Genomic DNA, 25,345 nt, shown 5'->3' on the forward strand with positions numbered 1-25,345 from the left:
CACCATGAGCACTTCGATTCTGCGCGGCTGGCTCCAGGCCGCCGAGGCCGACTGGCTGGTCCTGCGCACGGCGCAGGGGGAGCTGAAGATCCAGCTCCCCGACGACGCGTCGGTCCGGGCCGGCCTGGCGGACATCACCCCGGAGTCCTCGGTGATCTGCGAGGTCGAGCAGGGCGGGCAGGGCGAGGAGGGCGGGCAGGAGAGCTGTCCGGTGCTCTGTCGGCTGACCCTGTGTCACCCCTCAGAGCCGTTTCCACTGGATCCCGGGAAGGACTATTCCCGGGATCTTTCCGTTCGCCATCTCTGGCTGCGGCAGCCGAAAGCGGGCCACATCCTCCGGGCCCGGCACAAGATCCTCAAGGCGATCCGCGAGGCGCTGGAGGAGCACGGCTTCATCGGTGTGCAGACACCGCTGACCACGCAGGCCGCCTGCGTCTGCAGTGGCTCGGTCTTCGAGATCCCCTTCTACGACCAGAAGGCGGCACTGAACCAGAGCCCCTGGATGTACGTCGACTGCCTCGTCAACAGCGGTGTGGACAAGGCCTATGCGGTGATGCCCTCGTTCCGCAAAGAGCAGGAGCCGACGCCCAGCCACCTCTCCGAGATCTGGCACATCCAGTGCGACCAGGCCTGGTTCGACCAGGAGGAGTCGATGGCCTTCGAGGAGAACCTGGTCTCCGCGGTGGTGGAGCGGGTGCTCGACGACTGCGCCGCCGAGCTGGCCTTCCTCGGCCGCGACGTCGCGGAGCTGGAGCGGGTCAAGCCGCCCTTCGAGCGGCTGAGTTACGACCGGGCGGTGGAGATGATCACTGAGGCCGGCCACCGGATCCGCTGGGGGGAGGACATCGACAGCGATGCGCAGCGCGTCCTCTCCGGCTTCTTCGACAAGCCGTTCTTCCTGGTGGAGCCGCCCTACGAGACGGCCAACTTCTTCTTCAACCGCAATCCCGAGCGGCCCGAGGTCGCCATGGTGCACGACCTCTATGTGCCCGGCTGCGGGGAGATCATCGGCGGCGGCGAGCGGGCGTCCGACATAGAACTGCTCTACGAGAACCTGCTGCACTTCGGCCATCTGCCGGAGGACTACGAGTGGTACCTGGACGGGAAGAAGTACGGGCCGATCCCGCACACCGGGTTCAACTTCGGCTTCGACCGCTTCACCATGTGGCTGCTCGGCCTGGAGGACATCCGGCAGGGCGTCCCGTTCCCGCGCGTTCCCCACACCGCCCCCCGGCCCTGAGGAGCGACCTGACGATGATTTCGAGCGAGAGGCTCGCAGAGCTCCGACTGGCCGCCACCCAGGTGCGGTTGGACTGCATCAAGATGGTCCGCTCCTGCCGTTCGGGCCACCCGTCGGCGTCCTTCTCCCTGGCCGACATCCTGGTCGCGCTCTTCCACGACCACCTGACGATCCGTCCGGACGACCCCGCCTGGGACGACCGCGACCGGTTCATCCTCTCCAAGGGGCACGGCGCGCCCGCGCTGTACTCCCTCCTCTCCCGCACCGGCTACTTCGACCGCGCCGAGCAGGAGAGCCTGCGCCGGGTGGACTCCCGGCTCCAGGGCCACCCCGACCGGCTGCGCACCCCCGGGGTGGACGCCAGCACCGGGTCCCTCGGGATGGGACTGTCGATGGGCGTCGGGATGGCCATGGCCGCCCGGCTGGCCGGCCGGGGCAACCGGGTCTATGTGGTGCTCGGCGACGGCGAGTTGGACGAGGGCCAGGTGTGGGAGGCGATGCTCGCCGCGGCCCACCTCCGGCTGGACAACCTGGTGTGCATTGTCGACCGCAACGGCACCCAGTGCGACGGTGACACCGAGACCGTGATGGCCCTGGAGCCGCTGGCCGAGAAGTGGGCCGCGTTCGGCTGGCACGTGCAGGAGGTGGACGGCCACTCCCTGGAGGAGCTGGACGAGGCCATCCGGACCGCCCAGCAGGCCGAGGGCAGGCCGGCGGTGGTGATCGCGCGCACCGTCAAGGGCAAGGGGGTCTCGGCCATCGAGGGCCGCTCCGAGGTGTACGGCGTCCTCCCGGACGCGCTGTTCGACGAGATCGAGACCGAGCTGCGCGACCGGATCGAGGAGCAGGCGGTGGACCGGGGCGCCCGGTCACCGATCGAGGCCACCCGCTGACGAGACGCTCCACCGGAGAGGAGGAAACGATGGGCGCAATGCAGGAGCACACCGTCGCGGCGCTGGTCCGGCTGGCCGAGGCGGACCCCCGGGTGGTGGTCATCACCGCGGACCTGTGCCAGGTCCTGGGACTCGAACCGTTCCGCGACCGTTTCCCGGACAGGTTCTTCAACCTCGGCATCGCCGAGCAGAACATGATGGCGACGGCGGCGGGGCTGGCCCTGGACGGCTACGTCCCCTACATCGCCACCTTCGCCATGTACGCCACCCTTCGCGCCGGCGACCAGCTGCGCAACGGAGTGGCGCTGCAGAACGCCAAGGTGCGGGTCATCGGCTCGCACTGCGGCATCAGCGCCGGCGAGAACGGCGCCTCGCACCAGTCGCTGGAGGACCTCGCCGTGGCCCGGGCGATCCCCAACATGACCGTGCTGTCGCCGGCCGGCGGCCCGGAGGCGGGGGCGCTGATCGAGCAGTCCCTGGACTGGCCTGGCCCGGTGTACGTGCGGCTGGCCAAGCCGAGCGAGGCGTACGGCTTCGGCGAGGAGTACCGGCCGAGGATCGGTGCCGCGTCCGTGGTCCGGGAGGGCACCGACGCGGCGATCCTGTCCACCGGCTTCCTGCTGGACCGCGCGATGGCCGCGGCCGAGGCGCTGGAGAGCGAGGGCCTGGACACCGCGGTGCTCAACGTCCACACGGTGAAGCCGCTGGACGAGCGGGCGGTGCTGGACGCCGCCCGGTCCACCGGCGCGCTGGTGACCGTGGAGGACCACTCGGTGGTGGGCGGCCTCGGCGGGGCGGTGTGCGAGCTCGTGGCGACGAGGGCACCGGTCCCGGTCGAACGGGTCGGCGTCGGCGACACCTTCGGGGAGTCCGGCGACTACGCGTCCCTGCTGGCCAAGTACAGGCTCGATGTCCCCGATATCGCGTCCGCCGTGCGGACCGCCGTGAAGCGGAAGGAAGGGTAATGGCCGAGCGCAAGATCGTGAACCCGGCGAACGGGGAGGTCCTGGCCGTCGTCGAGGAGACGGACGTCCAGGGCGTCGAGGCCGCGGTGGCCCGGGCCAAGGAGGCCTACGACAGCGGCCGCTGGTCGGGCCTGGACGCCTCCCGGCGGGGCCGGATCGTGTCCTCGGTCGGCGACCTGATGCTCGCCCACCTGGAGGAGCTCGCGGTCCTGGAGAGCGGCAGCAACGGCAAGCCGGTCCGCGACACCAGGAAGGAGGTCGAGTCCGCCGCCCGGACCTTCCACTACTACGGCGGGCTGGCCGACAAGCTCCAGGGCGACGTGATCCCGGTCGACGGGAAGTACCTGAACATCGCCGTGCGGCAGCCGCTGGGCGTGGCCGCGCTGCTGCTGCCGTGGAACTCGCCGCTGCTGCTCCTCTCCTGGAAGCTGGCGCCGGCGCTGGTGGCCGGCAACACCGCGGTGCTGAAGCCCTCCGAGTTCACCCCGCTGAGCACGCTGCGGCTGGCCGAGCTGCTGGCGGAGACCGAGATTCCGGCCGGCGTGGTCAACGTGGTGACCGGGCTCGGCGACCCGGTCGGGGCGGCGCTGGTGCGGTCCGCGAACGTGGCCAAGGTGTCGTTCAGCGGCTGCGTGGGGACCGGCCGGGCGATCGCCGCGGAGGCCGGCGACGGACTGAAGCGGGTCAACCTCGAACTGGGCGGCAAGTCGGCGAACATCGTCTTCCCGGACGCCGACATCAGGGCGGCGGCGCGGTCCGCCGCCCGGGCCGCGTTCGGCGGTGCGGGGCAGTCCTGCGCGGCCGGCTCCCGGCTGCTCGTCCACGAGGACGTCTACGACGAGTTCATGGCGGTCTTCATGCCGATCGCCCGGGGCATCGTGGTGGGCGACCCACTGGCCGAGGAGACCGAGATGGGCCCGGTCAGCAACGCGCCCCAGTACGAGAAGACCATGGCCTTCATCGAGTCCGCCCGGAAGGAGGGCGCCACCCTCCTCTGCGGCGGCGGCCGGCCCGAGGGCGAGGGGCTAAACCAGGGCTACTTCGTGGCGCCGACCGTCTTCGCCGACGTCGAGCCCGGCATGCGGATCGCCCAGGAGGAGATCTTCGGCCCGGTGGTCTCGGTGCTGAGGTTCGGCACCGAGGAGGAGGCGGTGGCGCTGGCCAACGGCGTCGGCTACGGCCTGACCGGCGCCCTCTGGACCGCCGACCTGAGCCGCGCGCTCCGGGTCACCCAGCGGATCGACGCCGGTTCGCTCTGGGTCAACTGCTACAAGGCGCTCAGCCCGGCCTCGCCCTACGGCGGCTTCAAGTCGAGCGGCTACGGCAAGGAGAACGGCCTCCTCGGGCTGGAGGAGTACACGCAGTGGAAGAGCGTGTGGTTCAACTACGGCGAGCCGGTGGGCAGCGGGTACGCCTGCGACCCGGACGCTCCGACGGCGATCTGAGGGGGACGGACATGGCGGACATGAACGGGAGAGTCGCGCTGCTCTACACCGACCTGGTGCTGGTGCCGTTCACCGTGGAGCTGGCCCGGACCGAGCTGCCCGGGCTGCGGGTGATGAACATCGTGGACGACGCCATCCTGGCCGGGGTCCGCGGCGGCACGATGGACCAGGTGGACCTGCGCCGGCGGATCCTCGAACACGCCCTGCGGGCCGAGGAGGCCGGTGCCGACGCGGTGCTCTGCACCTGCTCCTCCGTCTCCGACGCGGCCGCGGCGGTGGCGCCGCTGCTGCGCGTCCCGCTGCTGCGGATCGACGACGCGATGGTGGCGGAGGCCGTCGAGAACGGCGGCGACATCGGCGTGGTGGCCACCGTGGAGACCGCCGCCGACGAGGTGGTCGGGAAGATCGAGGCGCTGGCCGGCGAGCGGGGCGTGGTCGCCCGGGTGCGCCGGACGGTCGTTCCGGGCGCCTTCGACGCGCTCAGCCGCGGCGACGCGGCGGCCCACGACGAGGCCGTGCTCAAGACCGTCCACGACGAGCTGACCCGCAGCGACTTCGTGGTGCTGGCCCAGGCCAGCATGGAGCGGGTGGTGGCCGCGCTGGACGACGCGGACCGTCCGCGGGTGGGCGCGCCGCTCCGGCCGGCCATGCGCGGACTGATGCGCCACCAGCGGACCGGAGGCGGTGTCCTCGTATGAGCCGGCACACCACGGTCGCGCCGGCGCCGCTGCCCGGCGCCGCACTCGACGTCGACGCCGTGCGGCGGGACTTCGACCTGCTGCGGGGCGGCCCGGACGGCAACGCCTACGTCTACCTGGACAGCGCCTCGACCTCGCTCACCCCCCGGCCGGTGGTCGACGCCATCACCCACTACTACCGGGACCTCAGCACCAACATCCACCGGGCGTCGTACGCGAAGGCGGTCGAGACCACCCGCCGGTACGAGGAGGCGCGGGAGACCGTCGCGGACTTCGTCCGGGCCGAGCCCGACGAGATCGTCTTCACCGCGAACGCCAGCGCCGGGCTCAACCTGGTGGCCCGGCTGCTGGAGTACAACGGGCTGTTCGAGGACGGCGGGACGGTGCTGACCACGCTGGCCGAGCACCACTCCAACCTGCTGCCCTGGCGGCGGCTGGGCAAGGAGGTGCGGGTCGGGTACATCGAGCTGCTGGAGGACTGCTCGATCGACCTGGACAGTCTGGCCGGCCAGTTGCGGGCCGGCGGGGTCCGGGTGGTGGCGGTCAACCACGCCTCCAACGTGACCGGGACCGTCAACGACCTGGCGGCGGTCAGCCGGCTGGCCCGCGAGCACGGCGCCCTGGTGGTCGTCGACGGCACCCAGTGCGTGCCGCACCGCGGCTTCTCCGCCCAGGAGCTGGACGTCGACTTCCTGGCCTTCTCGGCGCACAAGATGCTGGGGCCGACCGGGATCGGTGTCCTCTACGCCAAGAAGGGCCACCTCGGCCGCCTGGACCCGGTGTTCGTCGGCGGCGGCACCGTGCAGAGCGTCTCCGCCTCCTCCGAGCGCCCGCTGGACGGCCCCTCCCGCTTCGAGGTGGGGACGCCGAACATCAGCGGCGCGCTCGGCCTGGCCGCGGCCGTCGAGTACGTCAACGGCTATGGGATGGAGGCGATCCAGGCGCACGAGGCGGCGCTGACCGCCGAGGCGCTGGACCGGTTCGACCGGATGGAGGGGGTCACCCTCTTCGGGTCGCGGGAGAGCGCCAACCGGGTCGGCACCTTCTCCTTCCGGCTGGACGGCGTCCCCGCGGACACCGTCTGCCAGGTGCTGGCCGACGCGTACAACATCGCCACCCGGGGCGGCCACCACTGCGCGCAGCCGCTGGTGGACCGGCTGAGCGGGGACGGCGTCTGCCGGATGAGCACCTACCTCTACAACACCCGGGCCGAGTTGGGGTTCTTCTTCGACTCCCTCCAGGCCGTCCGGGACGAGTTCGCCCGAGTCTGACCGAGTCCGAGAGGTGGCCATGAAGATCTACCGCGATCCGATCGAGTTCCGCGACCACAACCTCAAGGTCCGCGAGAGCGGGCGGCGCATCGGGCTGTTCGCCTCCCTCGGCTCGCTCCACGAGGGGCACTTGAGCCTGGTGGACCGGGCCAGGGCGGAGAACGACTACGTGCTGTCCAGCGTGTTCGTGAACCCGCTGATATTCGACCGCGTCGAGGACGCCGACGCCTACCCGTACGACCCGGAGCGCGACCTGGCCAAGCTGGAGTCGCGGGGGGTGGACGCCGTGGTGGTGCCCCGGCGCGAGGCGGTCTTCCCGCCCGGCCACGTCACCCGGGTCACGGTGACCCCCCGGGAGGGCCGGTACGAGACCGCGACCCGGCCGAACATGGTCACCGGCATCGCCACCATGTGCAGCAAGCTGTACCAGTGGTGCGTGCCCCACCGCTGGTACTTCGGCGAGAAGGACGCCGAACAGGTGTCGCTGATCACCCAGTTCGCCAAGGACATGGACTGGCCGACCGAGATCGTCCCCTGCACCAGCGTCCGCGAGCCGGACGGGCTGCCCCGCAGCTCGCGCAACGCGCTGATGACGCCGGACGAGCGCGCCCTCGCCACCTGCGTGGTGCGCGCCATCCGGGCCGCCAAGGCCCGCTACGACGCCGGCGAGCGCACGGCGGATGCGCTGACCCGGGCGGCGGCCGACGAGGTGAAGGCGGCCGGCGCCCGGGTCGACTACGCCGCACTGGTCGACCGCGCCAGCTTCCAGGACCTCGCCGAGGCCACCGACGACGCGCTCCTCGCGGTCGCCGCCGACCTCGGGCGCCTGCGCGTCCTGGACAACCACCGGCTCTCGCAGCCGCTGCCCCCGGAGGTGGCCGGCCACACCGGCTGACGACCACCGTCCGGGACCGCTCCGCCCCGCCCCGCCTCCGGGGCGGGGCGGGACCCCAACCGCAAGACCACCATCTGGAGAGATAGTCGTGCCTGTTGCACTCATAGCCTTGGCTCTGGGCGCTTTCGGAATCGGGACCACCGAATTCGTCGTCGTCGGGATTCTCCCCGAGGTCGCCAAGGACACCGGTGTCACCATTCCGGCCGCCGGGATGCTGGTGACCGGTTACGCCCTCGGGGTGGTGATCGGCGCACCGATCATGACCGTGCTGGGCAACCGCCTGCCGCGGAAGACGATGCTCCTCTCGCTCATGGCGATCTTCGTCGTGGGCAACGCGCTGTGCGCGGTCGCGCCCGGCTTCCCCGTCCTGCTGGTGGGGCGGCTGGTGGCGGCGCTCTGCCAGGGCGCGTTCTTCGGGATCGGCTCCGTGGTGGCCGCCGACCTCGTCGCGCCGGAGCGCAAGGCCGCCGCGCTCTCCATGATGTTCGGCGGCCTGACCCTGGCCAATGTGCTCGGGGTGCCGCTGGGCACCGCGCTGGGCCAGTGGACCGGCTGGCGCTCCACCTTCGGCTTCGTCGCGGGGCTCGGGGTGCTGGCGATGGTCGGGATCGCCGCCCTGGTGCCGCGCGGAGGGCGGTCCGAGCGGACCGACCTGCGGGCCCAGATCGCGGTCTTCCGGCGCAGCCGGGTCTGGCTCGCGCTGGCCTGCACCGCCTTCGGGTTCGGCGGCGTCTTCGCCGCCTTCACCTACGTCACCCCGATGCTCACCGGCGTCGCCGGGTTCTCCAACGGCGCGGTCTCCTGGCTGCTGGTGATCTTCGGCGTGGGGCTGTGCGTGGGCAACGTGGTCGGCGGCCGCTCCGCGGACCGGGCCCTGATGCCCTCGACCTACGCGGTCCTCGGCTCGCTGGTGGCGGTGCTGGTGCTGTTCGCGGTCCTGCTGCACTGGCAGATCGCGGCGGCGATCACCCTCTTCGTCTTCGGCATGGTCGGCTTCGCCACGGTGCCGCTGCTGCAGAGCCGGGTCCTCCAGCAGGCCTCGGACGCCCCCGCGCTCGCCTCGGCGGCCAACATCTCGGCGTTCAACATCGGCAACGCGGTGGGCGCCGCCGTCTCCGGCTGGGCGCTGGCCGCGGGCTGGAACACCGTCTCGCCGAACCTGATCGGGGCGGCGTTCACCGCCGTCGCCCTGGTGCTGGCCGTGGTCAGCGGCCGGCTCGACCGCCGGGAGCTCGCCCTGGGCCCCGAGGCCGAGCGGATTCCGGAACAGGCCGAGGCGCTGAGCAATCCAGAAATCGGTTGACCGAGCATTCATCGAATTCGCGGGGCCGGCACGGGCGGTCGGCCCCGCGAGAAGGCAGCGTGCTTTATGGACGACGGTAGACGTATGGGGAACGCGGCGCTGGCGAAAGCCGGGCGCCGATTGCTTCCGGTGATGGCGGCCTGCTATTTCTTCGCCTATCTGGACCGCACGAATCTCGGCGTGGCCTCGCTGACCATGAACCACGACGTGGGCCTGTCGCCCGACGCGTACGGGCTGGGGGCGGGGCTGCTCTTCGCCGGCTACGTCCTCCTCGACGTGCCGAGCAACCTGATCCTCCACCGGGTGGGCGCCCGGCGCTGGATGTTCCGCATCATGGCCACCTGGGGGATCGTGGCTGCGGCCGGGGCGCTGACCGAGGGGGCGAAGAGCTTCTACCTGCTGCGGTTCCTGCTGGGGGTGGCGGAGGCCGGGTTCTTCCCCGGGATGATCCTCTACCTCACCTACTGGTTCCCGGCGGACCGGCGGGCCCGGATCACGGCCCAGTTCATGATCGCGGTGCCGCTCTCCTCGGCGCTGGGCTCCCCGCTGTCCGGACTGATCCTCAGGATGGACGGCCTGGCCGGGCTGCACGGCTGGCAGTGGCTGTTCATCCTGGAGGGCGTGCCCTCGGTGGCGATGGGCTTCCTGCTGCTCAGGCTGCTTCCCGACCGGCCGGCCGACGCGCGCTGGCTGACCGGGGAGGAGCGCGCCTGGATCACCGCCAACCTCGCCGAGGACGAGGCCGCTGTCGCCCGGCGGCATCCGCTGACGGTCCGTCAGGCCCTGGTCGACCGGCGGGTGCTGACCCTCGCGCTGATCTACTTCGCGATCGCGTTCGGCCTGTACGGGCTCGGCTTCTGGATGCCCCAGATCATCAAGGCCAGCCTCCGTATGAGCAGCGACCTGGACGTCTCGCTGCTGACCGCGGTGCCGTACGTCCTCGGGGCGGCGACCATGGTGCTCTGGGGGCGCCGCTGCGACCGCGGCGGCCACCGGGTGGCCTTCGCGGCGGCGCCGATGGCGGTCGGCGGGGCCACCCTCGCGGCGTCCGCGGCGCTGACCGGGCTTCCCTGGGTGGGCTACGCCGGGCTGTGCGTCTGCGCGATGGGGATCATGGCGGCCTTCCCGGCCTTCTGGGCGCTGCCCTCCCGGCTGCTCGCCGGGACGGCGGCGGCCGGCGGCATCGCGGTGATCAACTCCATCGGGAACATCGCCGGTTTCGTCGGCGCCTACTGGGTCGGCTGGATGACCACCCTCTTCGGCAGCGGCAAGTGGGGGCTGGTGACCATCGGCCTGGTGATGCTCCTGGGCGGTGCGCTGCTCCGCGCGCCGCTGCTCCGCCGCCTGGAGCCCGGCCGCGCGCCCGGCGAGCCGCCGGCCCCGACGGGTGCTGCGGTTCTCGGCCGGCGCTCGGCGTCCTGACGCGTCCACGGGACCGGCCTCCTTGAGCCGGCCCCTGCACACGGGCGGCCGCCCGGCATTCCGCCGGGCGGCCGCGCGTTCGCGTTCGTGTTCGTCCCGCCGGGGGCGGGGGCTACTCGGGGAGGCCGTCCGAGAAGCCGCCGCCCTGCAGCGGGAGGCGGGCGCTGGCCCGCATCCGGCGCAGCAGGCGGGCGCTGACCGGGCGGATCCGCGGATGGATCCCGCCGTTGCCGTCGGTCTCGGCCTGCCAGCGGGCGCGGCGCTCCTCGGCGGTGGCCGGGTCGTCGAGCTCGGTGCAGTCCAGGGTGTCCTGGTTGACGTCCACCACGATGGTGTCGCCGTCCTCGATCAGGGCGATCGGACCGCCCTGCGCCGCCTCGGGCGAGACATGGCCGATGACCAGCCCGACCGAGCCGCCGGAGAAGCGGGCGTCGGTCATCAGCGCGATGGTGATGCCGCGCTGCCGGCAGAGCGCGGTGATCCGCGAGGTCGGGTCCAGCATCTCCGGCATGCCCGGCGCTCCGCGCGGCCCCTCGTAGCGGATCACCACCATGTCGCGGTCCTGGAACTCCTCCGGGGCCGAGGTCAGGGCGTCGAGGAGGGCCTGCTCGCTGTCGAAGACCCGGGCGCGGCCGACGAACCGGCCGTCCTCCATGCCGCTCTCGACCCCCGCCAGCTTGATCACGGCGCCGCCCTCGGGGGCGAGGTTGCCGCGGAGCAGCCGCAGGCCGCCGGTCGGCTTGAACGGGGCCGACAGCGGGTGGATGACGTCCCCGTCCGGGGCCGGCGGGTCCAGCCGCGCGACCTGCTCGGCGAGGGTCTCGCCGGTGCAGGTGAGGCAGCTGCCGTCGAGCATCCCGGCGGCGAGCAGCTCGTTGACGATGACCGGCAGGCCGCCCTTGGCGTCGATGTCCACCATCGAGTACCGGCCGAACGGCCAGGCGTTGACCAGCACCGGCAGCCGGCGGGACATCCGGTTGAACTCGTCCTGGCTGATCACCTCGCGCCAGAAGTCGATGCCGGCGGCGCGGGCCAGCTCGGGCGCGTGGAGGACGACGTTGGTGGAGCCGCCCATCGCGATGGCCACCAGGGTGGCGTTGCGCAGCGCGGCCGGAGTGACGATGTCCCGCGGCCGGATGCCGCGCTCGGTGAGCAGCTGCAGCACGTCGAGCAGCTGCCCGGGGAACTCCTTGATCCGGCGCGGGTCCTCGGAGGCCGGGCTCACCATGTGCAGCGGCTCCATGCCGCAGGTCGCGATGAACGACTGCATGGTGTTGTAGGTGAACATCCCGCCGCAGCTGCCGTGGCCCGGCGAGGCCTCCAGGGCCACCCGCCGCCGCTCGTCCGGCTCCGCCGCGGCCGCCTGGAAGCAGGTGATGATGTCGATCCGCTCGCCGGTACGGGAGTCGACGCCCGGACGGATCGAGCCGTCGGACATGATCACCGCCGGGACGTTCCGCTCAAGCAGCGCCGCGAGGGTGCCGACCGGCGGCTTGTCGCAGGCGACCACGGCGATCGCGCCCCGGACGTCGCTGCCCTCCAGGTGGAGGCAGATGCCGTCGTTGGTGGTCTCCCGGCCGATCAGCGAATAGCGCATCTGGGGCGTGCCGTTGCGCTGCCCGTCGGAGATGCCTCCGGAGAAGTTGGGCGCGATCACCCGCACCGGCAGGTCGTCGCCCGCGACCCGGTCGCGCAGCTCGGCCTGGATCGCCTCGACCTTGGCGGGGACGCCGGCGTAGCAGATGCTGTCGCCCAGGTTGCCGATGACCCCCCAGGCGGGGCAGTGGATCTTGTCGGGGTCCTGGCCCAGTAGTCGCGCGGTGGCGACCATCTGGGTATCCTGCCCCGGCTTCCATTCCTCCGCATCGTGCACCGTAATCCTCCGTGGCACCCGCCCGATGGTGACATCGGGGCGTCCGAAAATGGGTCCTTCAAGCTGATGCGGAGTCAGTTTAGCAGGGCGCCAACTGCCGCTCCGCCGTTGAATTCCGGACCCGTTTCGCCTTTGATTTCCAATACCTGTGCGGGAGTTCGGAACCAGGGCGGGCAGGGCGGAGGCGGTCGCGTTCGGACCGCCGGCGCCTCGCGGAGGCCGACCGTCCGCCGCGAGGGCGAGGAGGTCGCGGTCCCTCCCGAAGGGCGACCAGGACGCCGTCGTCCTCCTCCGCCGGGTCGAGGGATGGACGGGGGTGCCCGCACCGCTGGTAGCCTGGTCCTGACCGTGGCCCGTTTCGAGGAGGTGAGACCCGTGAACGTCGTAACGATGTGGGTGCTCCCCTCGCCGTCGCGGTCTGGCGATTGACCGAGGCGTCGCCGGCGCACCCCGACCCGTCAATCCCGAAGGGTGCGAACCGACGCCTATGAACTCTGTGCACACCGCCTCCGGCGTCAGCCGGCGCCTGGTGGTGGTCACCCGCGTCGCGGACCGGCACTGGCATGCGCTGGAGGACGACGAGGTGGTCGGCCGCGGGGTGGCCGTCCGCCGGCCGGACGGCCGGTACTTCCTCGGCATCGACTCCTGGCACTGCTCGGTCTTCGACCGGCTCGCCGACGCGATGCTGACGGATCTGCCCCGGCCGCTGTACACCCTGGTCGACGAGACCGACGACGACCTGGCCGGGCACTGGTGGCGGGCGGGTTTCCGGACCCGCCGCCGCGAGCGGGTGTGCCTGGTGCCCACCGATCCGCGGGCCAACGGCCTCGGTTCGGCGGCGCCGCCGACCGGCGTGGCGATCCTGCCCGTCGGCGCGGCGCTGGAGGGGCCGCTGCGCGCGCTCGACCGGGTCGTCCGCGACGAGGTCGAGGCGACCCTCGGCTGGCAGGAGATGCCGGCCGAGGTGCTGCCGCGGCCGGACGGCGGCGCGCTCGGCGGCCCGGTCGGCGAGCCCGTCGTGGACCCGTCGAGGTACGCGGTCGCCCTGGAGGAGGACGGCCGCTACGCCGGCCTCCTGCGGCTCTCCCCGCTGCCGCGGCAGCCGCGGCTCGGCCTGATCGCGGTGCGTGCCGACCGGCAGCGCCGCGGGATCGCCCGGGCGCTGCTGGCCGAGGCGCTCGGGGCGGTCCACCGCTCCGGCGTGCCCGCGGTGTCGGCAGAGGTGAACGAGGCCAACCCGGCGGCGGTGGCGCTCTTCGAGAGCGTCGGCGCCGTGCGCGAGAGCAGCAATCTGGAACTGGTCGCCCGCTGACGGCGGCGGCCGAACCGAGAGACCCGACCGAGAGAAGAGGAAACTTGCCGAGAAAAGCAGGCGGCATCGAAGTAGAGGGCACCGTCACGGAGTGTCTGCGCAACGCGAACTTCAACGTGGAGCTGGAGAACGGGCACAAGGTGCTGGCCCACATCAGTGGGAAGATCCGGAAGAACTACATCAAGATCCTGCCGTTCGACCGGGTGCTGGTCGAGCTCAGCCCGTACGACCTGACCCGGGGCCGGATCATCTACCGCTACCGCAACTGACCGCGTCCGGCCGCGGGCCGGACACTCGACGGAGAGGCAGGGCAGCAGACATGAGCCGTGCAGTCACCTTGATCCGTTCCGACCGGCTCTCGGACGTGGCCGAGTACGCCTACGCGGCGACCGCGCCCGCCGGAGCACGGCTGATCTTCCTGGCCGGCGCCTGCCCGTTGAACGAGGACGGCTCCACGGCGGCGGTGGGCGACTACGCGGGACAGGCGGCGAAGGCCGTCGAGAACCTGCGGACCGCCCTGGCCGCCGCCGGCGCCGACCTGCGGGACGTCGTCAACACCCGGGTGCTGGTGGCCTCCTCCCGGCAGCCGGACCTGGGCGCGGCCTGGCAGGTGGTCCGCGACGCCTTCGGCGACCACGATGTGCCGAGCACCCTGATGGGCGTCACCGTGCTCGGCTACGCCGACCAGCTCGTCGAGATCGAGGCGGTGGCCGCCGTCCTCGACGACTGAGCGCGCGGCCCCGCGGAGGCCGGGTGTCGGCGCCGGCGGGGCCGGACGGCTCTGTTCCGCGCCCGGCCGGTGCGCTTCGCTGGAGAGGCGTCAGGAACAAGCGCTCCGGCCGGCGTTCTGGGGAGGCGGCATGGCGGACCGCAGCCAGGCCCCGCATCCTTCCGGGTTCTCGCACGCCCTGCCGCGGCGGTGGCTGGAACCGGGTCTGCTGGCGATCACCGGGGCGGCCCTGCTGGCCGGCGGGATCGCCTGGATCGCGGGCGACCAGGGCGCGGCCGATCTCTGCTGGGCCGTCGGCACGGTGGCGGCCGTCCCCCCGGCCGTGGGCTGGGTGGTCTCCGCACTGCGCCGCAAGCGGCCCGGGGTGGACCTGATCGCGGTGCTGGCGCTGGCCGGCACGCTGGCCGTGCGGGAGTACCTGGCCGGCGCCCTGATCGCGCTGATGCTGGCCACCGGCCGCACCCTGGACGCCGCCGCCGAGCGGCGCGCCTCCCGGGACCTCCGCACCCTCCTCGAACGCGCCCCGCACTCGGCCCGCCGCCGCTGCGGCGTCGGGGGCGACATGGGCGAGGCGGGCGACGGGGGCGACGGGCGCGAGGCGGGTGACGGTAGCGGCGTCGAGACCGTGCCGCTCGACCGGATCCGCCCCGGCGACGTCCTGGTCGTGGCCCCCGGCGAGGTGCTGGGCGTGGACGGCCGGGTCGCGGCCGGCACGCCGGCCGTCCTCGACGAGTCGGCGCTGACCGGCGAGGCCGCACTGGTCGAGCACGCCCCCGGGGACCGGGTGCGCAGTGGGGTGGTCAACGCCGGGCCCGCCTTCGACCTGGTGGCCGCCGCCACCGCGGCGGACAGCACCTATGCCCGGATCGTCCGGCTGGCCGAGCAGGCCGGCGCGGAGCGGGCACCGGTGGTGCGGCTGGCCGAGCGGTACGCGGCGTGGTTCCTGCCGCTCTCCCTGGCACTGGCCGGCGCCGCCTGGGCGGCGGCCGGCTCCGCCGAGCGGGCGGTGGCGGTCCTGGTCGTGGCCACGCCCTGTCCGCTGCTGCTGGCGGCGCCGGTGGCGATCGTCTCCGGCCTGTCCAGGACCGCCCGGCTGGGCGTGATCACCCGGGACGGTGGGGCGCTGGAGCGGCTGGGCCGGGCCAGGACCCTGGTCCTGGACAAGACCGGGACGCTCACCGTCGGGCGGCCCAGGGTGCTGCAGACCGTCTCCGCCCCCGGCTGGTCGGGGGCCGAGGTGCTGCGGCTGGCCGCCGCAGTCGACCAGGTGTCCGCGCACGTCCTGGCCGAGGCGATCACCCGGGAGGCCAGGTCCCGCGGTCTCGCGCTGCCCGCTCCCGGGCAGGTCGCCGAGGAGCCCGGCCGGGGCGTCACCGGACTCGCCGAGGGCCGCACGGTGGCCGTCGGGCGGACCGCGGTGCCGCCGGCCGCCCGCCCGGACTGGGCCCGCACGGCAGACAACCGGGCGGTCCTGGACGGCGCCGCCACCGTCTGGCTCACCGTCGACGGCGAGCTGGTGGGCGCGATCCTGCTGCAGGACCCGCTGCGCCCGGAGGCCCCGCGCACCCTGCGCCGGCTCCGCCAGGCCGGGCTGACCAGGCTGCTGATGCTGACCGGCGACCGGGCCGAGCCCGCCCGGGAGGTCGCCGCGGTGGTCGGCCTGGACGGCGTACGGGCCGAGCAGCTGCCCGCGGACAAGGTGGCCGCGGTCCGCGCGGAGAGCGCCCGGGCGGTGACCGTGATGGTCGGCGACGGCCTCAACGACGCGCCCGCGCTGGCCGCGGCGGACGTCGGGGTGGCGATGGGGGCGCGCGGCTCCACCGCCTCCTCCGAGGCCGCCGACGTCGTGCTGACCACCGACCGGGTGGACCGGCTCGCCGACGCGATGGAGGTCGCCGTCCGGACCCGGCGGATCGCCGTGCAGTCCGCGGCCGGCGGGATGGTGATGTCGCTGCTGGCGATGGCCGTCGCGGCGGTGGGCCTGCTGCCGCCCGCGCCGGGCGCGCTGCTCCAGGAGGGGATCGACGTGCTGGTGATCCTCAACGCGCTGCGCGCCCTGCTGCCCCGGGCGGGCGCCCGGCCCGCGCTGGCCCCGGAGACCGAGCGGATGATCCGGCGCTTCGCCACCGAGCACGGCGATCTGGCCGACGTGCTGGACGCCGTCCGGGACGCCGCGAGCCTCCTCTCGGACGAGCGCGGGCCCCGGGCGCTGGCCGCCGTCAGAACCGTCGACCGGCTGCTGGCCCAGCGGCTGCTGCCGCACGAGCACGCCGAGGAGCACGAGCTCTACCCGGCCCTGGCCAAGCCGCTCGGCGGCCCCGAGGCCACCGCGACGATGAGCCGCGCCCACACCGAGATCGACCGGCTGGCCCGCCGCATCGCCACCCATCTGCGGCTGGCCGACGCCGCCGGCCGGCTGCGCCCGGACCAGATCGACGACCTCCGCTCCTGCCTCTACGGCCTCCACACCGTGCTCCGCCTCCACTTCGTCCAGGAGGAGGAGAACTACTTCTCCCTGGCGCCCTGAGCCCGGGCTGATCTCTACGGGTGAACGCCCCGTCGCAGGCTGTGGCGCCGTCAGGGCACCGCCGCGGGCGGCGGGCATGCTGGGCGGATGACTGCTCATCTGCCCGCCGAGCCGCCGCTGCTGATCGAGAACGTGCGGGTCTTCGACGGGATCGACGACCGGGTCGGCGAACCGCGTTCGGTGTACGTCGCGGGCGGCCGGATCGCGGCTGAGGGGGAGCCGCCGGCCCCGGACGCCGTGCGGCTGGACGGCGGCGGGCGGGTGCTGATGCCCGGTCTCACGGACGCCCACGTCCACCTCTTCGCCGTCGGGGTCACCATGCCGGAGGCGCTGATGGCGCCCACCGGGGTGCTCTACTACAAGGCGCTGGCCGAGGCGCACCGGATGCTGATGCGCGGCTTCACCACAGTGCGGGACATGGGCGGGGACACCGCCGCCCTGCGCCAGGTGATCGACGGCGGGCTGTTCCCCGGACCGCGGATCTATCCCAGCCAGGCCGCGATCTCGCAGACCAGCGGCCACGGCGACTTCTCCGAGGTGTTCCAGCCCGCCACCGCCTTCGGCGGAAAGCCCTCGCGGGCCGAGGACATCAGCTTCATGCGGGTCGCGGACGGCCCCGACCGGGTGCTGACCTCGGTGCGCGAGCAGCTGAAGCGCGGGGCCACCCAGATCAAGCTGATGGCCGGCGGCGGGGTCACCTCTGCTTACGACCCGCTGGACACCCTGCAGTTCACCGAGGAGGAGCTGCGGGTCGCGGTCCAGGCGGCCTCCGACTGGGGCACCTATGTCTCCGTCCACGTCTTCACCCCGGAGGGGATCCGCCGGGCGGTGGCGGCGGGGGTGCGCTCCATCGAGCACGGCCAGCTGGCCGACGAGGCGACGATCGCGCTGCTCGCCGAGAAGGGCGTCTGGCTGAGCACCCAGCCGTTCCTGGAGGGCGACCACACCTTCGCCTCCGCCGACTCCCGGGAGAAGAACCGCCGGGTGTGCGAGGGCGTGCGGCAGACCCTGGAGTGGGCCCGGGCCCACGGGGTGCGGATCGCCTTCGGGACCGACATGCTGCTCGACCCCTCGCAGAGCCACAAGCAGAACGAGATGCTCACCAGGCTCAGCACGCAGTTCGGCTTCACCCCCGTGGAGGCGCTGCGGATCGCCACCTCGAACAACGCCGAGCTGTTCCGCCTCGCCGGGGAGCGCGACCCGTACCGCCAGGCCGAGTTGGGCGTGATCCGGCCGGGCGCCTGGGCCGACCTGCTGGTCGTCGACGGGGACCCGACCCAGGACCTCTCCCTGCTGGCGAACCCGGAGGCGAGCCTCGCCCTGATCGTGAAGGGCGGCAGGGTCTACAAGAACCTGCTGGGGTGAGCCGGCGGCGCCGCCCCTCGCCTCTGTCGTCGAGGGGGGAGCGGCGCCGGGCGGCCGACGGGCCTACGGCACCGTCCACTTCTGGTTGGCGCCCCCGGTGCAGGTCCAGATCTGCAGCGGGGTGCCGTTGGCCGAGGTGTCCCCGGTGACGTCCAGGCACTTGTCCGCCTGCGGGTTCACCAGGTCGTGGCCGGCGGTGTAGGTCCACTGCTGGGCGGCGGTGCCGTTGCAGCCGTAGAGGTCCACCTTGGTGCCGTCGGCGGTGCCGCCGCCGCTCACGTCCAGGCACTTGCCGAGCGCCTGGACGGTGCCGTCGGTGGCCGTGGTCCAGTGCTGGGCGGCGGTGCCGTTGCAGTCGTAGAGCTGGGCCTGGGTGCCGTCCGCGGTGGCCGCGCCCTGGACGTCCGCGCACTTGCCGTCGAGACCGGTGATCTGGCCGGTGGCCGGCGACCCGGCGGCGGCCTGGGTGCCGGACCAGGTGAAGGTGGCGGAGGTCTGCGCGGGCAGGCTGTAGTCGAAGGACTGGCCGCCCCAGACCACGTGCACCGGCTGGGCCGAGCCGCCGCCGTTGTAGGCGATCAGCGCCTTCGAGCCGTCCGGGTTGCTCCAGGCCACGTTCGGCACCGCGGTGGAGTCGGTGGAGTCGATCCGGTACGCACCGGGCTTCACGAACTTGGTCAACTGGCCCATGTCGTAGTACTCGACGGTGTAGTCGACCTGTCCGCTGCGGCTGTCGCCGTCGTGCACGGTGACCAGGCCGGTGCAGGTGCCGCAGCCGCCGTTGTGGGGGCCGCCGTTCTGGTCGACCGCGAGCGACCACTTCACCACCGACTTACCCCAGTTGCGGGTGTAGTCGATGATGTTGTGCATGTCCTCGTTCTGCTGGTTCGCGATCCAGGTGCCGCCGGAGTGCTCGGTGTCATAGGCGTCCACCGACGGGTACTGGTTGTGGACCGTGGTCTGCTCGTTGACGTCGCCGCCGTAGCCGTGCCAGGCGACGCCGCCGAAGAGCGGGTCGTTCCGCACGGTGGAGTCGTCCACCATGGCGGCGCCGTAGTTCGGGTAGGTGTCCCAGTTCCAGTCCAGGGCCAGCACCTTGGTGGAGAGACCGGCCGCGTGGAAGGCCGGCAGCAGGTCGTTCTTGGCGAAGTAGTCCAGGCCGGAGGCGTTCCAACTCATCGACGGGTAGCCGGAGCAGCAGGTCGGCTCGTTCTGCTCGGAGACGTAGTCGATGTGCACCCCCTGCGCGGCGTAGGCCTGGACGTACTTCACGAAGTACTGGGCGTAGGCGGCGTAGTACTGGCTCTGCAGCCAGCCGGGGGAGTCGAAGGTGTCGTCGTCCTTCATCCAGGCCGGGGCGGACCAGGGCGTCCCCATCACCTTGAGCTGGGGATTGAGCTGCTGGGCCTGCTTGGTGAGGGGCAGCACGTCGGTGAGGTCGTGGCCGATGGAGAAGCGGCTCAGCGAGGGGTCGGTCTGGCCGGCCGGCATGTCGTCGTACGAGTAGTCGTAGCGGGCCAGGTCGGAGGCGCCCATCGGGTTGCGGAGGAAGTCCAGGCCGATGCCGTTGGCCGGGTCGAAGAGCGCGGTCATCACACTGGAGCGGGTGCTCGCACTGAGGGCGCCACTGCTGTTCAGCAGGTAGCCCGCGGTGTCCGTCATCGAGGCGCCGCCGCCGGTGAACTGCTGGTACCGCTGGTTCTCGTCGACGGTGACGGTGTCGGCGCTGGTGCCGCCGCCGGTGCCGTCGTTGAAGGCGATCGGGGACTGCTGCTGGAGGCCGCGGACGACGTGCCGGCCGGCCGAGTCGTCGGTGCTGGTGAGCCAGACGTTCACGGTGGGGCCGGCCGCGCTGGCGTGGTCGGGGGCGAGCCCGGCCAGGCCGGCGCCGAGGAGGGCGGCGCCGAACGCCCCGGCGAGCAGCCGGCGGAGCCGCGTTCGGGGTCTTCTGCTGGGTTCTCTGCTGGTGCTGGACATGGGGACTGACCTTCCGTGGGGCGAAGGACCGATGTCGATGCCATGGCCATGGCTTATTTCAAGGCGTGATTTAACTTGTGAGCTGATCCACCGTCAAGTCCCCGCGTCCGACTAATACTTCTGAACACAAGAGGGGCGTGGTGGCGCGGAGTGCCGTGTGCCAGGGTCGGAAGATGGAGTTCTTCGAGTCGCTGCCGCGTCCGGAGCCCCCGCCGCGGCCGGCGCGACCCCGGCCGCCGCGCTGGATGCGGCCGGACGGCGTGCGCCGGAAGGCCCGCAGCCGTCGTAGGCGTGCCTGGCCCCGCGGACCGATCGGGTGACGCGGGCGGCGGGGCCGTGCGGGTGTTCCGGATCGGGCCGTGCCCGGGGGCAGGCTCGGGTCCATGACCCGTCACCGCGTGCTCCGCGTCGCCGCCGCCGTCGTCCTCCTCACCGCTGCCGCCGCTGCGGCCACCGCGGCCGCCGCTGCCACCGCTGCCACCGCCACCGCAATCACCGCTCCGAGTTGGCCCGCGCCCCCGCCCGCGGAGGTCCCGGCCGCCGCTCACCGTGCGGGTCTGGAGATCCTCGGAGAGGAGGGCACCGTGCTCCACGTCCACGTCCACCTCGATGTCTTCGTGGACGGGCGGCCGGTCACCGTTCCCGCGGGGATCGGCATCGACCCGGTCCGCCGGCTCTACAGCGAACTCCACACCCACGACACCAGCGGCGTCATCCACGTCGAGGCCCCGCGCCAAGCCGTCTTCACCCTCGGCCAGTTCATGGCCGAGTGGGGCCACCCCATCCCCTCCGCCCGCCTCGGCGCCCCGGCCGCCAGCCCTCGGCGAGCGGTCACCGTCTGGCTCGACGGCCGCCTCGCCGAGGGTGATCCAGCGGCCGTCCCGCTCCGCGAGCACGACGAGATCGCCCTCGTCCTCGGCGGGGCCCTGCCCTCGGCCCCGCTGCCGGCGGACTACGACTGGAGCCGCAGGCCCGGGCTCTGACCCCTGCTCAGGAACCGTCCCGCAGGTCCTCGGGGGCGCCCGAAGCGAAGGCGATGCGATCGAAGACGGCGGTGCAGCCGGCGCCCGTCGGCGACTGGCTGAGGAAGCCGACGGCGGTCCGCCCGGGCGCGGGCTCGTCGAGGGTGAAGTAGCGCAGGAGGCGCCAGAGTTCACCGTCCGCCGACGCGTGGAAGGCCCAGGCGCGGCCGGTCCTGGTTATCCGGAGCCACAGGGTGTCGCCGTCCACCTCGAAGGCGTTGGCGTCGTCCGAGCTGCCGCGGGTGACGACGGTGACGGCGGTCGGCCTCTTCTGCGGGGAGTACTCGAAGCACAGCTTGGCCCAGTGCTCCTCGTCCGCGTGGACGAGGAGCACGCCCGCGTCGAAGGTCGAGCCGAAGCCGACCCGGACCCGGGCGGCGAGCCGGAAGTCCCCCTCCGGCGGCACGCCCGCGAGCCGTCCGGTCTCCGCGGGCGGGTGGGCGCCGCCGGGGTCGGTGAAGAGGTCGGTGCCGGCCGCCGCGGTCAGGGTCAGCACGGGGCCTTCGGTGAGGCGGTGGGCGACCGCGGGCGCGCCCTGCGAGGCGAGCGGAAACGGCAGGCCCGGGACGGTGGCTGTGGTCATCGCCCAACCCTCGGCGCCCGCAAGGCGGTTGTCAACGCCGGCCCGGGAGGGCCGAGGGGCCGGGGAGCCGGGGAGCCGGAAGGGGTTGGACAAGTCCGGATCACGGGCAGACGACCATCTGGCATCGAGGTCGGCGCTGCTGTTGCCACTCGCCGGGGTGCTGGGCATAGACCGGCTGGGTCACAAGCTCCGCAGACGAAGCACATTCAACGCACGTTCACGGGACGGACGGTGAGTCGGCTACATGGCTGCTAGGAACACCCTGACCGCCCAGGAGGCCACGGAGCACCTGGGCCGGTCGAAGCTCAAGCGGGACATGGGCATCGTGAGCCTGCTGTTCGCCGGCGTCGGCTCGATCATCGGCTCCGGCTGGCTGTTCGGCGCGCTCAACGCCGCCAAGCTGGCCGGGCCCTCCTCGATCCTCTCCTGGCTGATCGGCGCGGTGATGATCCTGCTGATCGGCCTCTGCTTCTCCGAACTGGGCCCGATGATCCCGCTGTCCGGCGGGGTGGTCCGGTTCCCGCACTTCTCCTTCGGCTCCTTCGCGAGCTACGCGATGGGCTGGATCACCTGGATCGCGGCCGCCACGGTCGCGCCGATCGAGGTCGAGGGCGCGCTCACCTACGCCACCAAGTGGGCGAGGCTGACGACCAGTCACCCCGACGGCTCGCACACCCTCACCGGCCTCGGCTACGCCCTGGCGGTGATCGGGATGGCCGTCTTCGTCGTCGTCAACTACGTCGGCATCCGCTGGTTCGCCCGCCTCAACAACGTGCTGGTGGGCTGGAAGCTGCTGATCATCCTGCTGGTCGTGGCCGCGTTCCTGGCCACCGCCTTCCACGGCCACAACTTCGACGCCACCGAGTACGGCAAGGGCGGCGGCTTCGCCCCCGGCGGTGCCAAGGGCATCTTCACCGCGATCGCCACCGCCGGCATCACCTTCTCCTTCCTCGGCTTCCGGCAGGGCATCGAGCTGGCCGGGGAGACCGACAACCCCAAGCGGAACATCCCGATCGCCATCATCGGCTCGGTGCTCCTCTGCGGGCTGATCTACGTGCTGCTGGAGGTGGCCTTCATCGGCGCCGTGCCCAAGGGCGACCTGGCGCACTCGCACGGCTGGATCAACCTCAACTACGCCAACGACTTCGGGCCGCTGGCCGCCATCGCCTCGGTGATCGGCCTCGGCTGGCTGGCCGTCACCCTCTATGTCGACGCCGTCATCTCCCCGGCCGACACCGGCCTGGTCTACACGACGGTCACCGCCCGCTGCTCGTACGCGATGGGACGCAACGGCAACGCCCCGCGGTCGCTGTCGAGGACGACGGAGAAGAACGGCGCCCCGGTGGTCAGCCTGCTGGTGGCGTTCGTCGTGGGCCTGATCGTCTTCCTGCCCTTCCCGAGCTGGCAGCAGCTGGTCGGGTTCATCACCTCGGCGACGGTGCTGTCCTTCGGCGTCGGGCCGCTGGTGCTGTCCGCGATGCGGCGCCAGGCGCCGGACCTGCCCAGGCCGTTCAAGCTGCCGGGCGGGGACCTCATACCGTTCCTGGCGCTGTACTCCTCGAATCTGATCGTCTTCTGGGCCGGCTGGACGACCGACTGGAAGCTCTTCGCCGCCATCCTCCTCGGCCTGGTGCTGCTGCCCTTCTTCCAGGCGCGGGCCGGCGGCAGCGCTCCCCAGCTGAACCTGCGGGCCGGCTGGTGGGTGGTCCTCTGGCTGGCCATGCTGGCGGTGCAGAGCTGGCTCGGCGGCTTCGACGGCGGGCGGAACATCATCGGCCTCGGCTGGGGCTTCGGCACCAACGCGGTCATCACCCTGGTGACCTTCGTGCTGGCGATGCGGTTCCGCCTCCCCGCCGAGGAGGTCCTCCCGCACACCGAAGCCGCCCTGGCCGAAGCAACCCCCACAGCCGAACCGGCAACGGCAGCCGGCGCCTGACCCCCACCCCGCCTCCCCGCCCGGAGCGCGCCACCCCGACGCGCACCGGGCGCCGCGCGCTCTAGGCTCCGGGCCCGCGCCCCGCACGGGACCGTGGGTGGTGGGCTTGGATGGGTCAGTCTGCCGTGGTGTACGCGCCTGCGGCGATGTCTTCCAGGAGGGTGGGGCCGGTCGGGGTCCAGTCGAGGAGTTTGCGGGTGCGGTCGCTGGAGGCGGGGATGTCCATGCCGAAGAAGCGTCCGATCCAGCCGAAGTGGGCGTCGGCGTCCTCGGCGGCGACGGAGACCGTCGGCAGCCCCAGGGAGGCGCCGATCGCGGCGGCGATGTCCCGGGACGGAACGCCCTCCTCGGCCACCGCGTGCACCCGGCTGCCCGCCGGCGCCTGCTCCAGCGCGAGCCGGACCAGCCGGGCCGCGTCCGAGCGGTGGACGGCCGCCCAGCGGGTGGAGCCGTCGCCGACGTACCCGGCCGCCCCGCGCTCCCGGGCCACCTTCGTCAGCTGCGCGGTGAAGCCGTGGTCGCGCATCCCGTGGACCGTGGGGGAGAAGCGCAGGGCCACCGGCCGCACCCCGCGCTCGGCGTAGGAGAGGGCGAGGTTCTCGCTGCCGCCGCGCATCGAGTCGGCGCCGTGGAACGGGGAGGGGTCCTCCTCGGTCAGCGGTCGGCCGGGGGAGCCGGAGGCGAGCCCGGAGGCGATCAGGAACGGCCGCGCCTCCCCGCTGCCGCCGGCGCTGCCGTTGCCGCCGTCGGCGATCGCGTCGAGCATCCGCAGCACCGCCTGGTGCTCGCTGCGGCCGGCGGCGGCGTAGTCGTCGAAGTCGTGCTTGAAGGCGAGGTGGATCACGGCGTCGGCGGCCTTCGCCGCCTTGGCCAGTCCGTCCGTGTCGTCCAGGTCGCCGCGGTGGACGGCGGCCCCCTTCGCCTGGAGCCCGGCGGCCGAGGCCGCTGAGCGGGCGAGCCCGACCACCTGGTGGCCGTGGGCGAGGAGTTCGTCGGTGACCGCGGAGCCGATCCAGCCGGTGGCGCCGGTGACGAAGACGCGCATGTCGAACGTCCTTCCGCAAGGGAACGGGGAGAAGGCCAGCAGCCATGTCAGCGGCTGACATCACTAAGCCTAGCACTTTATGTCAGCGACTGTCATCGGTAGACTCGCTCGGCATGGGCCGCTGGGAACCGAACGCGCGTGAGCGGATGATGCGTGCCGCGCTGGAGCTCTTCGCCGAGTACGGCTTCGAGCAGACGACGGCGGGGGACATCGCGGCCAGCGCCGGGGTCACCGAGCGCACCTTCTTCCGGCACTTCGCCGACAAGCGCGAGGTGCTCTTCGATGGCGCGGCCACGCTGGACCGGATCGCCTGCGAGGCGATCCTCGCCGCGCCCGCGGACCACACGGCGCTGGACGCCGCGTTGGCCGGCGTGGTGGCCGGCGGCGAACTGCTGGAGGGCCGCCGCGAGTACGCGACCGTCCGCGCCCGGATCGTCGCCTCTCATCCCAGCCTGCGGGAGCGCGAGCTGCTGAAGCTGGCGAAGCTCGCCGAGTCGGTCGCCGAGGCGCTCCGCACCCGCGGGGTGTCCGAGCCGGAGGCGAGCCTGGCCGCGCACAGCGCGGTCACCGTCTTCCATGTGGCCTTCGTCCGCTGGATCGGGTCCGTCGCCGACCCCGGCGCGGCTGACGGCCGGCCGACCTTCGCCGAGTGCGCCGCCGGCATCGCCGCGGCCTTCCGTGCCCTGAAGTGACTTGAAGTGACCTGAAGTGCCCTGAAGCGGGCGGAGGCGACCCGCGGCGACCCCGCAGTGAGCCGGTCTCCCCGCGAGGGGAAAGATTGCCCAAACTATTGTCAACAAAATCGGTGACGGTTAGGCTGCCAACGCTTCGACCTGGAAAGAG

General features: G+C 72.6%; 21 protein-coding genes. 17 read left to right on the top strand and 4 right to left on the bottom strand.

Annotation, left to right across the window (positions count from 1 at the left end):
• Nucleotides 1–4: 4 nt before the first annotated feature.
• The 9 genes from BS73_RS27475 to BS73_RS27515 all read left to right on the top strand — a co-directional run bounded on the left by BS73_RS27475 (nt 5) and on the right by BS73_RS27515 (nt 10,132).
• The gene (locus BS73_RS27475; protein WP_051940852.1) at nt 5–1,240 is read left to right on the top strand and encodes an amino acid--tRNA ligase-related protein; all 1,236 of its coding nucleotides are present in this window, start codon (nt 5–7) and stop codon (nt 1,238–1,240) included.
• Between the two features lie 14 nt (nt 1,241–1,254).
• On the top strand, nt 1,255–2,133 hold the full coding sequence (locus tag BS73_RS27480; protein WP_037576959.1) for a transketolase: 879 nt from the start codon (nt 1,255–1,257) through the stop codon (nt 2,131–2,133).
• Between the two features lie 29 nt (nt 2,134–2,162).
• The gene (locus BS73_RS27485) at nt 2,163–3,098 is read left to right on the top strand and encodes a transketolase family protein (protein ID WP_037576962.1); all 936 of its coding nucleotides are present in this window, start codon (nt 2,163–2,165) and stop codon (nt 3,096–3,098) included.
• On the top strand, nt 3,098–4,543 hold the full coding sequence (locus BS73_RS27490; protein ID WP_051940857.1) for an aldehyde dehydrogenase: 1,446 nt from the start codon (nt 3,098–3,100) through the stop codon (nt 4,541–4,543). The genes BS73_RS27485 and BS73_RS27490 overlap by 1 nt, the downstream gene beginning before the upstream one ends.
• An 11-nt stretch (nt 4,544–4,554) precedes the next feature.
• Complete coding sequence (locus tag BS73_RS27495) at nt 4,555–5,241, top strand: aspartate/glutamate racemase family protein (protein ID WP_037576965.1); 687 nt, start codon at nt 4,555–4,557, stop codon at nt 5,239–5,241.
• On the top strand, nt 5,238–6,512 hold the full coding sequence (locus BS73_RS27500; protein WP_051940861.1) for an aminotransferase class V-fold PLP-dependent enzyme: 1,275 nt from the start codon (nt 5,238–5,240) through the stop codon (nt 6,510–6,512). Before BS73_RS27495 ends, BS73_RS27500 begins: the two co-directional genes overlap by 4 nt.
• Before the next feature lie 19 nt (nt 6,513–6,531).
• Nucleotides 6,532–7,407: a pantoate--beta-alanine ligase gene (gene panC / locus BS73_RS27505; protein ID WP_051940863.1), complete on the top strand. Its 876-nt coding sequence runs from the start codon at nt 6,532–6,534 to the stop codon at nt 7,405–7,407.
• An 88-nt stretch (nt 7,408–7,495) separates the two neighbouring features.
• Nucleotides 7,496–8,710, top strand: a complete 1,215-nt coding sequence (locus tag BS73_RS27510; RefSeq protein WP_037576969.1) for an MFS transporter — start codon at nt 7,496–7,498, stop codon at nt 8,708–8,710.
• Between the two features lie 132 nt (nt 8,711–8,842).
• Nucleotides 8,843–10,132 (top strand): MFS transporter, encoded by a 1,290-nt coding sequence (locus BS73_RS27515; RefSeq protein WP_161789713.1) that lies wholly within the window; start codon nt 8,843–8,845, stop codon nt 10,130–10,132.
• Between the two features lie 112 nt (nt 10,133–10,244).
• Here BS73_RS27515 and BS73_RS27520 read toward each other — a convergent pair whose 3' ends face one another.
• Nucleotides 10,245–11,963, bottom strand: a complete 1,719-nt coding sequence (locus tag BS73_RS27520; protein ID WP_051940866.1) for a dihydroxy-acid dehydratase domain-containing protein — start codon at nt 11,961–11,963, stop codon at nt 10,245–10,247.
• A 529-nt stretch (nt 11,964–12,492) separates the two neighbouring features.
• Between BS73_RS27520 and BS73_RS27525 the strand changes: the two genes are divergently transcribed.
• The 5 genes from BS73_RS27525 to BS73_RS27545 all read left to right on the top strand — a co-directional run bounded on the left by BS73_RS27525 (nt 12,493) and on the right by BS73_RS27545 (nt 17,939).
• Nucleotides 12,493–13,317: a GNAT family N-acetyltransferase gene (locus tag BS73_RS27525; protein WP_037576973.1), complete on the top strand. Its 825-nt coding sequence runs from the start codon at nt 12,493–12,495 to the stop codon at nt 13,315–13,317.
• A gap of 44 nt (nt 13,318–13,361) precedes the next feature.
• Nucleotides 13,362–13,586 (top strand): translation initiation factor IF-1, encoded by a 225-nt coding sequence (gene infA / locus BS73_RS27530; protein ID WP_037576976.1) that lies wholly within the window; start codon nt 13,362–13,364, stop codon nt 13,584–13,586.
• A 50-nt stretch (nt 13,587–13,636) separates the two neighbouring features.
• Nucleotides 13,637–14,047 carry a RidA family protein gene (locus BS73_RS27535; protein ID WP_037576979.1) on the top strand — a complete coding sequence of 137 codons (411 nt, stop codon included), beginning with the start codon at nt 13,637–13,639 and terminating at the stop codon, nt 14,045–14,047.
• A gap of 130 nt (nt 14,048–14,177) precedes the next feature.
• Nucleotides 14,178–16,574, top strand: coding sequence for a heavy metal translocating P-type ATPase (locus BS73_RS27540; protein WP_152617748.1), 2,397 nt, complete (start codon nt 14,178–14,180; stop codon nt 16,572–16,574).
• A gap of 87 nt (nt 16,575–16,661) precedes the next feature.
• Nucleotides 16,662–17,939: a metal-dependent hydrolase family protein gene (locus tag BS73_RS27545; RefSeq protein ID WP_037576982.1), complete on the top strand. Its 1,278-nt coding sequence runs from the start codon at nt 16,662–16,664 to the stop codon at nt 17,937–17,939.
• Between the two features lie 63 nt (nt 17,940–18,002).
• Here the strand turns inward: BS73_RS27545 and BS73_RS27550 are convergent, their stop codons facing one another.
• Nucleotides 18,003–19,916 carry a ricin-type beta-trefoil lectin domain protein gene (locus BS73_RS27550; RefSeq protein ID WP_084704400.1) on the bottom strand — a complete coding sequence of 638 codons (1,914 nt, stop codon included), beginning with the start codon at nt 19,914–19,916 and terminating at the stop codon, nt 18,003–18,005.
• A 383-nt stretch (nt 19,917–20,299) separates the two neighbouring features.
• Between BS73_RS27550 and BS73_RS27555 the strand changes: the two genes are divergently transcribed.
• Nucleotides 20,300–20,899, top strand: coding sequence for a hypothetical protein (locus tag BS73_RS27555; protein WP_051940869.1), 600 nt, complete (start codon nt 20,300–20,302; stop codon nt 20,897–20,899).
• 7 nt (nt 20,900–20,906) lie between these two features.
• On the opposite strand, the gene BS73_RS27560 is transcribed toward BS73_RS27555, so the two are convergent.
• Nucleotides 20,907–21,521 carry a DUF1349 domain-containing protein gene (locus BS73_RS27560; RefSeq protein WP_037576984.1) on the bottom strand — a complete coding sequence of 205 codons (615 nt, stop codon included), beginning with the start codon at nt 21,519–21,521 and terminating at the stop codon, nt 20,907–20,909.
• Between the two features lie 244 nt (nt 21,522–21,765).
• On the opposite strand from BS73_RS27560, the gene BS73_RS27565 reads away from it, so the two are divergent.
• On the top strand, nt 21,766–23,457 hold the full coding sequence (locus BS73_RS27565) for an APC family permease (RefSeq protein ID WP_051940874.1): 1,692 nt from the start codon (nt 21,766–21,768) through the stop codon (nt 23,455–23,457).
• Between the two features lie 115 nt (nt 23,458–23,572).
• Here BS73_RS27565 and BS73_RS27570 read toward each other — a convergent pair whose 3' ends face one another.
• A complete protein-coding gene (locus BS73_RS27570) occupies nt 23,573–24,502 on the bottom strand; it encodes an SDR family oxidoreductase (protein WP_037576987.1) in 930 nt (309 codons plus the stop codon).
• A 113-nt stretch (nt 24,503–24,615) separates the two neighbouring features.
• Here BS73_RS27570 and BS73_RS27575 point away from each other — a divergent pair, with 113 nt between their 5' ends.
• Complete coding sequence (locus BS73_RS27575; protein ID WP_037576990.1) at nt 24,616–25,194, top strand: TetR/AcrR family transcriptional regulator; 579 nt, start codon at nt 24,616–24,618, stop codon at nt 25,192–25,194.
• Nucleotides 25,195–25,345: the final 151 nt, after the last annotated feature.

This window comes from Phaeacidiphilus oryzae TH49 (assembly GCF_000744815.1).
Classification (GTDB): Bacteria; Actinomycetota; Actinomycetes; order Streptomycetales; family Streptomycetaceae; genus Phaeacidiphilus; species Phaeacidiphilus oryzae.

Bases quoted from the DNA above. Each gene is read 5' to 3' on its own strand.
- BS73_RS27515 (WP_161789713.1), top strand. From the start codon at position 8,843: ATGGCGGCCTGCTATTTCTTCGCCTATCTGGACCGCACGAATCTCGGC.
- BS73_RS27490 (WP_051940857.1), top strand. From the start codon at position 3,098: ATGGCCGAGCGCAAGATCGTGAACCCGGCGAACGGGGAGGTCCTGGCC.
- BS73_RS27480 (WP_037576959.1), top strand. From the start codon at position 1,255: ATGATTTCGAGCGAGAGGCTCGCAGAGCTCCGACTGGCCGCCACCCAG.
- BS73_RS27520 (WP_051940866.1), bottom strand. From the start codon at position 11,963: ATGGTCGCCACCGCGCGACTACTGGGCCAGGACCCCGACAAGATCCAC.
- BS73_RS27485 (WP_037576962.1), top strand. From the start codon at position 2,163: ATGGGCGCAATGCAGGAGCACACCGTCGCGGCGCTGGTCCGGCTGGCC.
- BS73_RS27525 (WP_037576973.1), top strand. From the start codon at position 12,493: ATGAACTCTGTGCACACCGCCTCCGGCGTCAGCCGGCGCCTGGTGGTG.
- BS73_RS27535 (WP_037576979.1), top strand. From the start codon at position 13,637: ATGAGCCGTGCAGTCACCTTGATCCGTTCCGACCGGCTCTCGGACGTG.
- BS73_RS27575 (WP_037576990.1), top strand. From the start codon at position 24,616: ATGGGCCGCTGGGAACCGAACGCGCGTGAGCGGATGATGCGTGCCGCG.
- BS73_RS27560 (WP_037576984.1), bottom strand. From the start codon at position 21,521: ATGACCACAGCCACCGTCCCGGGCCTGCCGTTTCCGCTCGCCTCGCAG.
- BS73_RS27500 (WP_051940861.1), top strand. From the start codon at position 5,238: ATGAGCCGGCACACCACGGTCGCGCCGGCGCCGCTGCCCGGCGCCGCA.
- BS73_RS27475 (WP_051940852.1), top strand. From the start codon at position 5: ATGAGCACTTCGATTCTGCGCGGCTGGCTCCAGGCCGCCGAGGCCGAC.
- panC (WP_051940863.1), top strand. From the start codon at position 6,532: ATGAAGATCTACCGCGATCCGATCGAGTTCCGCGACCACAACCTCAAG.
- BS73_RS27565 (WP_051940874.1), top strand. From the start codon at position 21,766: ATGGCTGCTAGGAACACCCTGACCGCCCAGGAGGCCACGGAGCACCTG.
- BS73_RS27550 (WP_084704400.1), bottom strand. From the start codon at position 19,916: ATGTCCAGCACCAGCAGAGAACCCAGCAGAAGACCCCGAACGCGGCTC.
- BS73_RS27545 (WP_037576982.1), top strand. From the start codon at position 16,662: ATGACTGCTCATCTGCCCGCCGAGCCGCCGCTGCTGATCGAGAACGTG.
- BS73_RS27555 (WP_051940869.1), top strand. From the start codon at position 20,300: ATGACCCGTCACCGCGTGCTCCGCGTCGCCGCCGCCGTCGTCCTCCTC.
- BS73_RS27540 (WP_152617748.1), top strand. From the start codon at position 14,178: ATGGCGGACCGCAGCCAGGCCCCGCATCCTTCCGGGTTCTCGCACGCC.
- BS73_RS27570 (WP_037576987.1), bottom strand. From the start codon at position 24,502: ATGCGCGTCTTCGTCACCGGCGCCACCGGCTGGATCGGCTCCGCGGTC.
- BS73_RS27495 (WP_037576965.1), top strand. From the start codon at position 4,555: ATGGCGGACATGAACGGGAGAGTCGCGCTGCTCTACACCGACCTGGTG.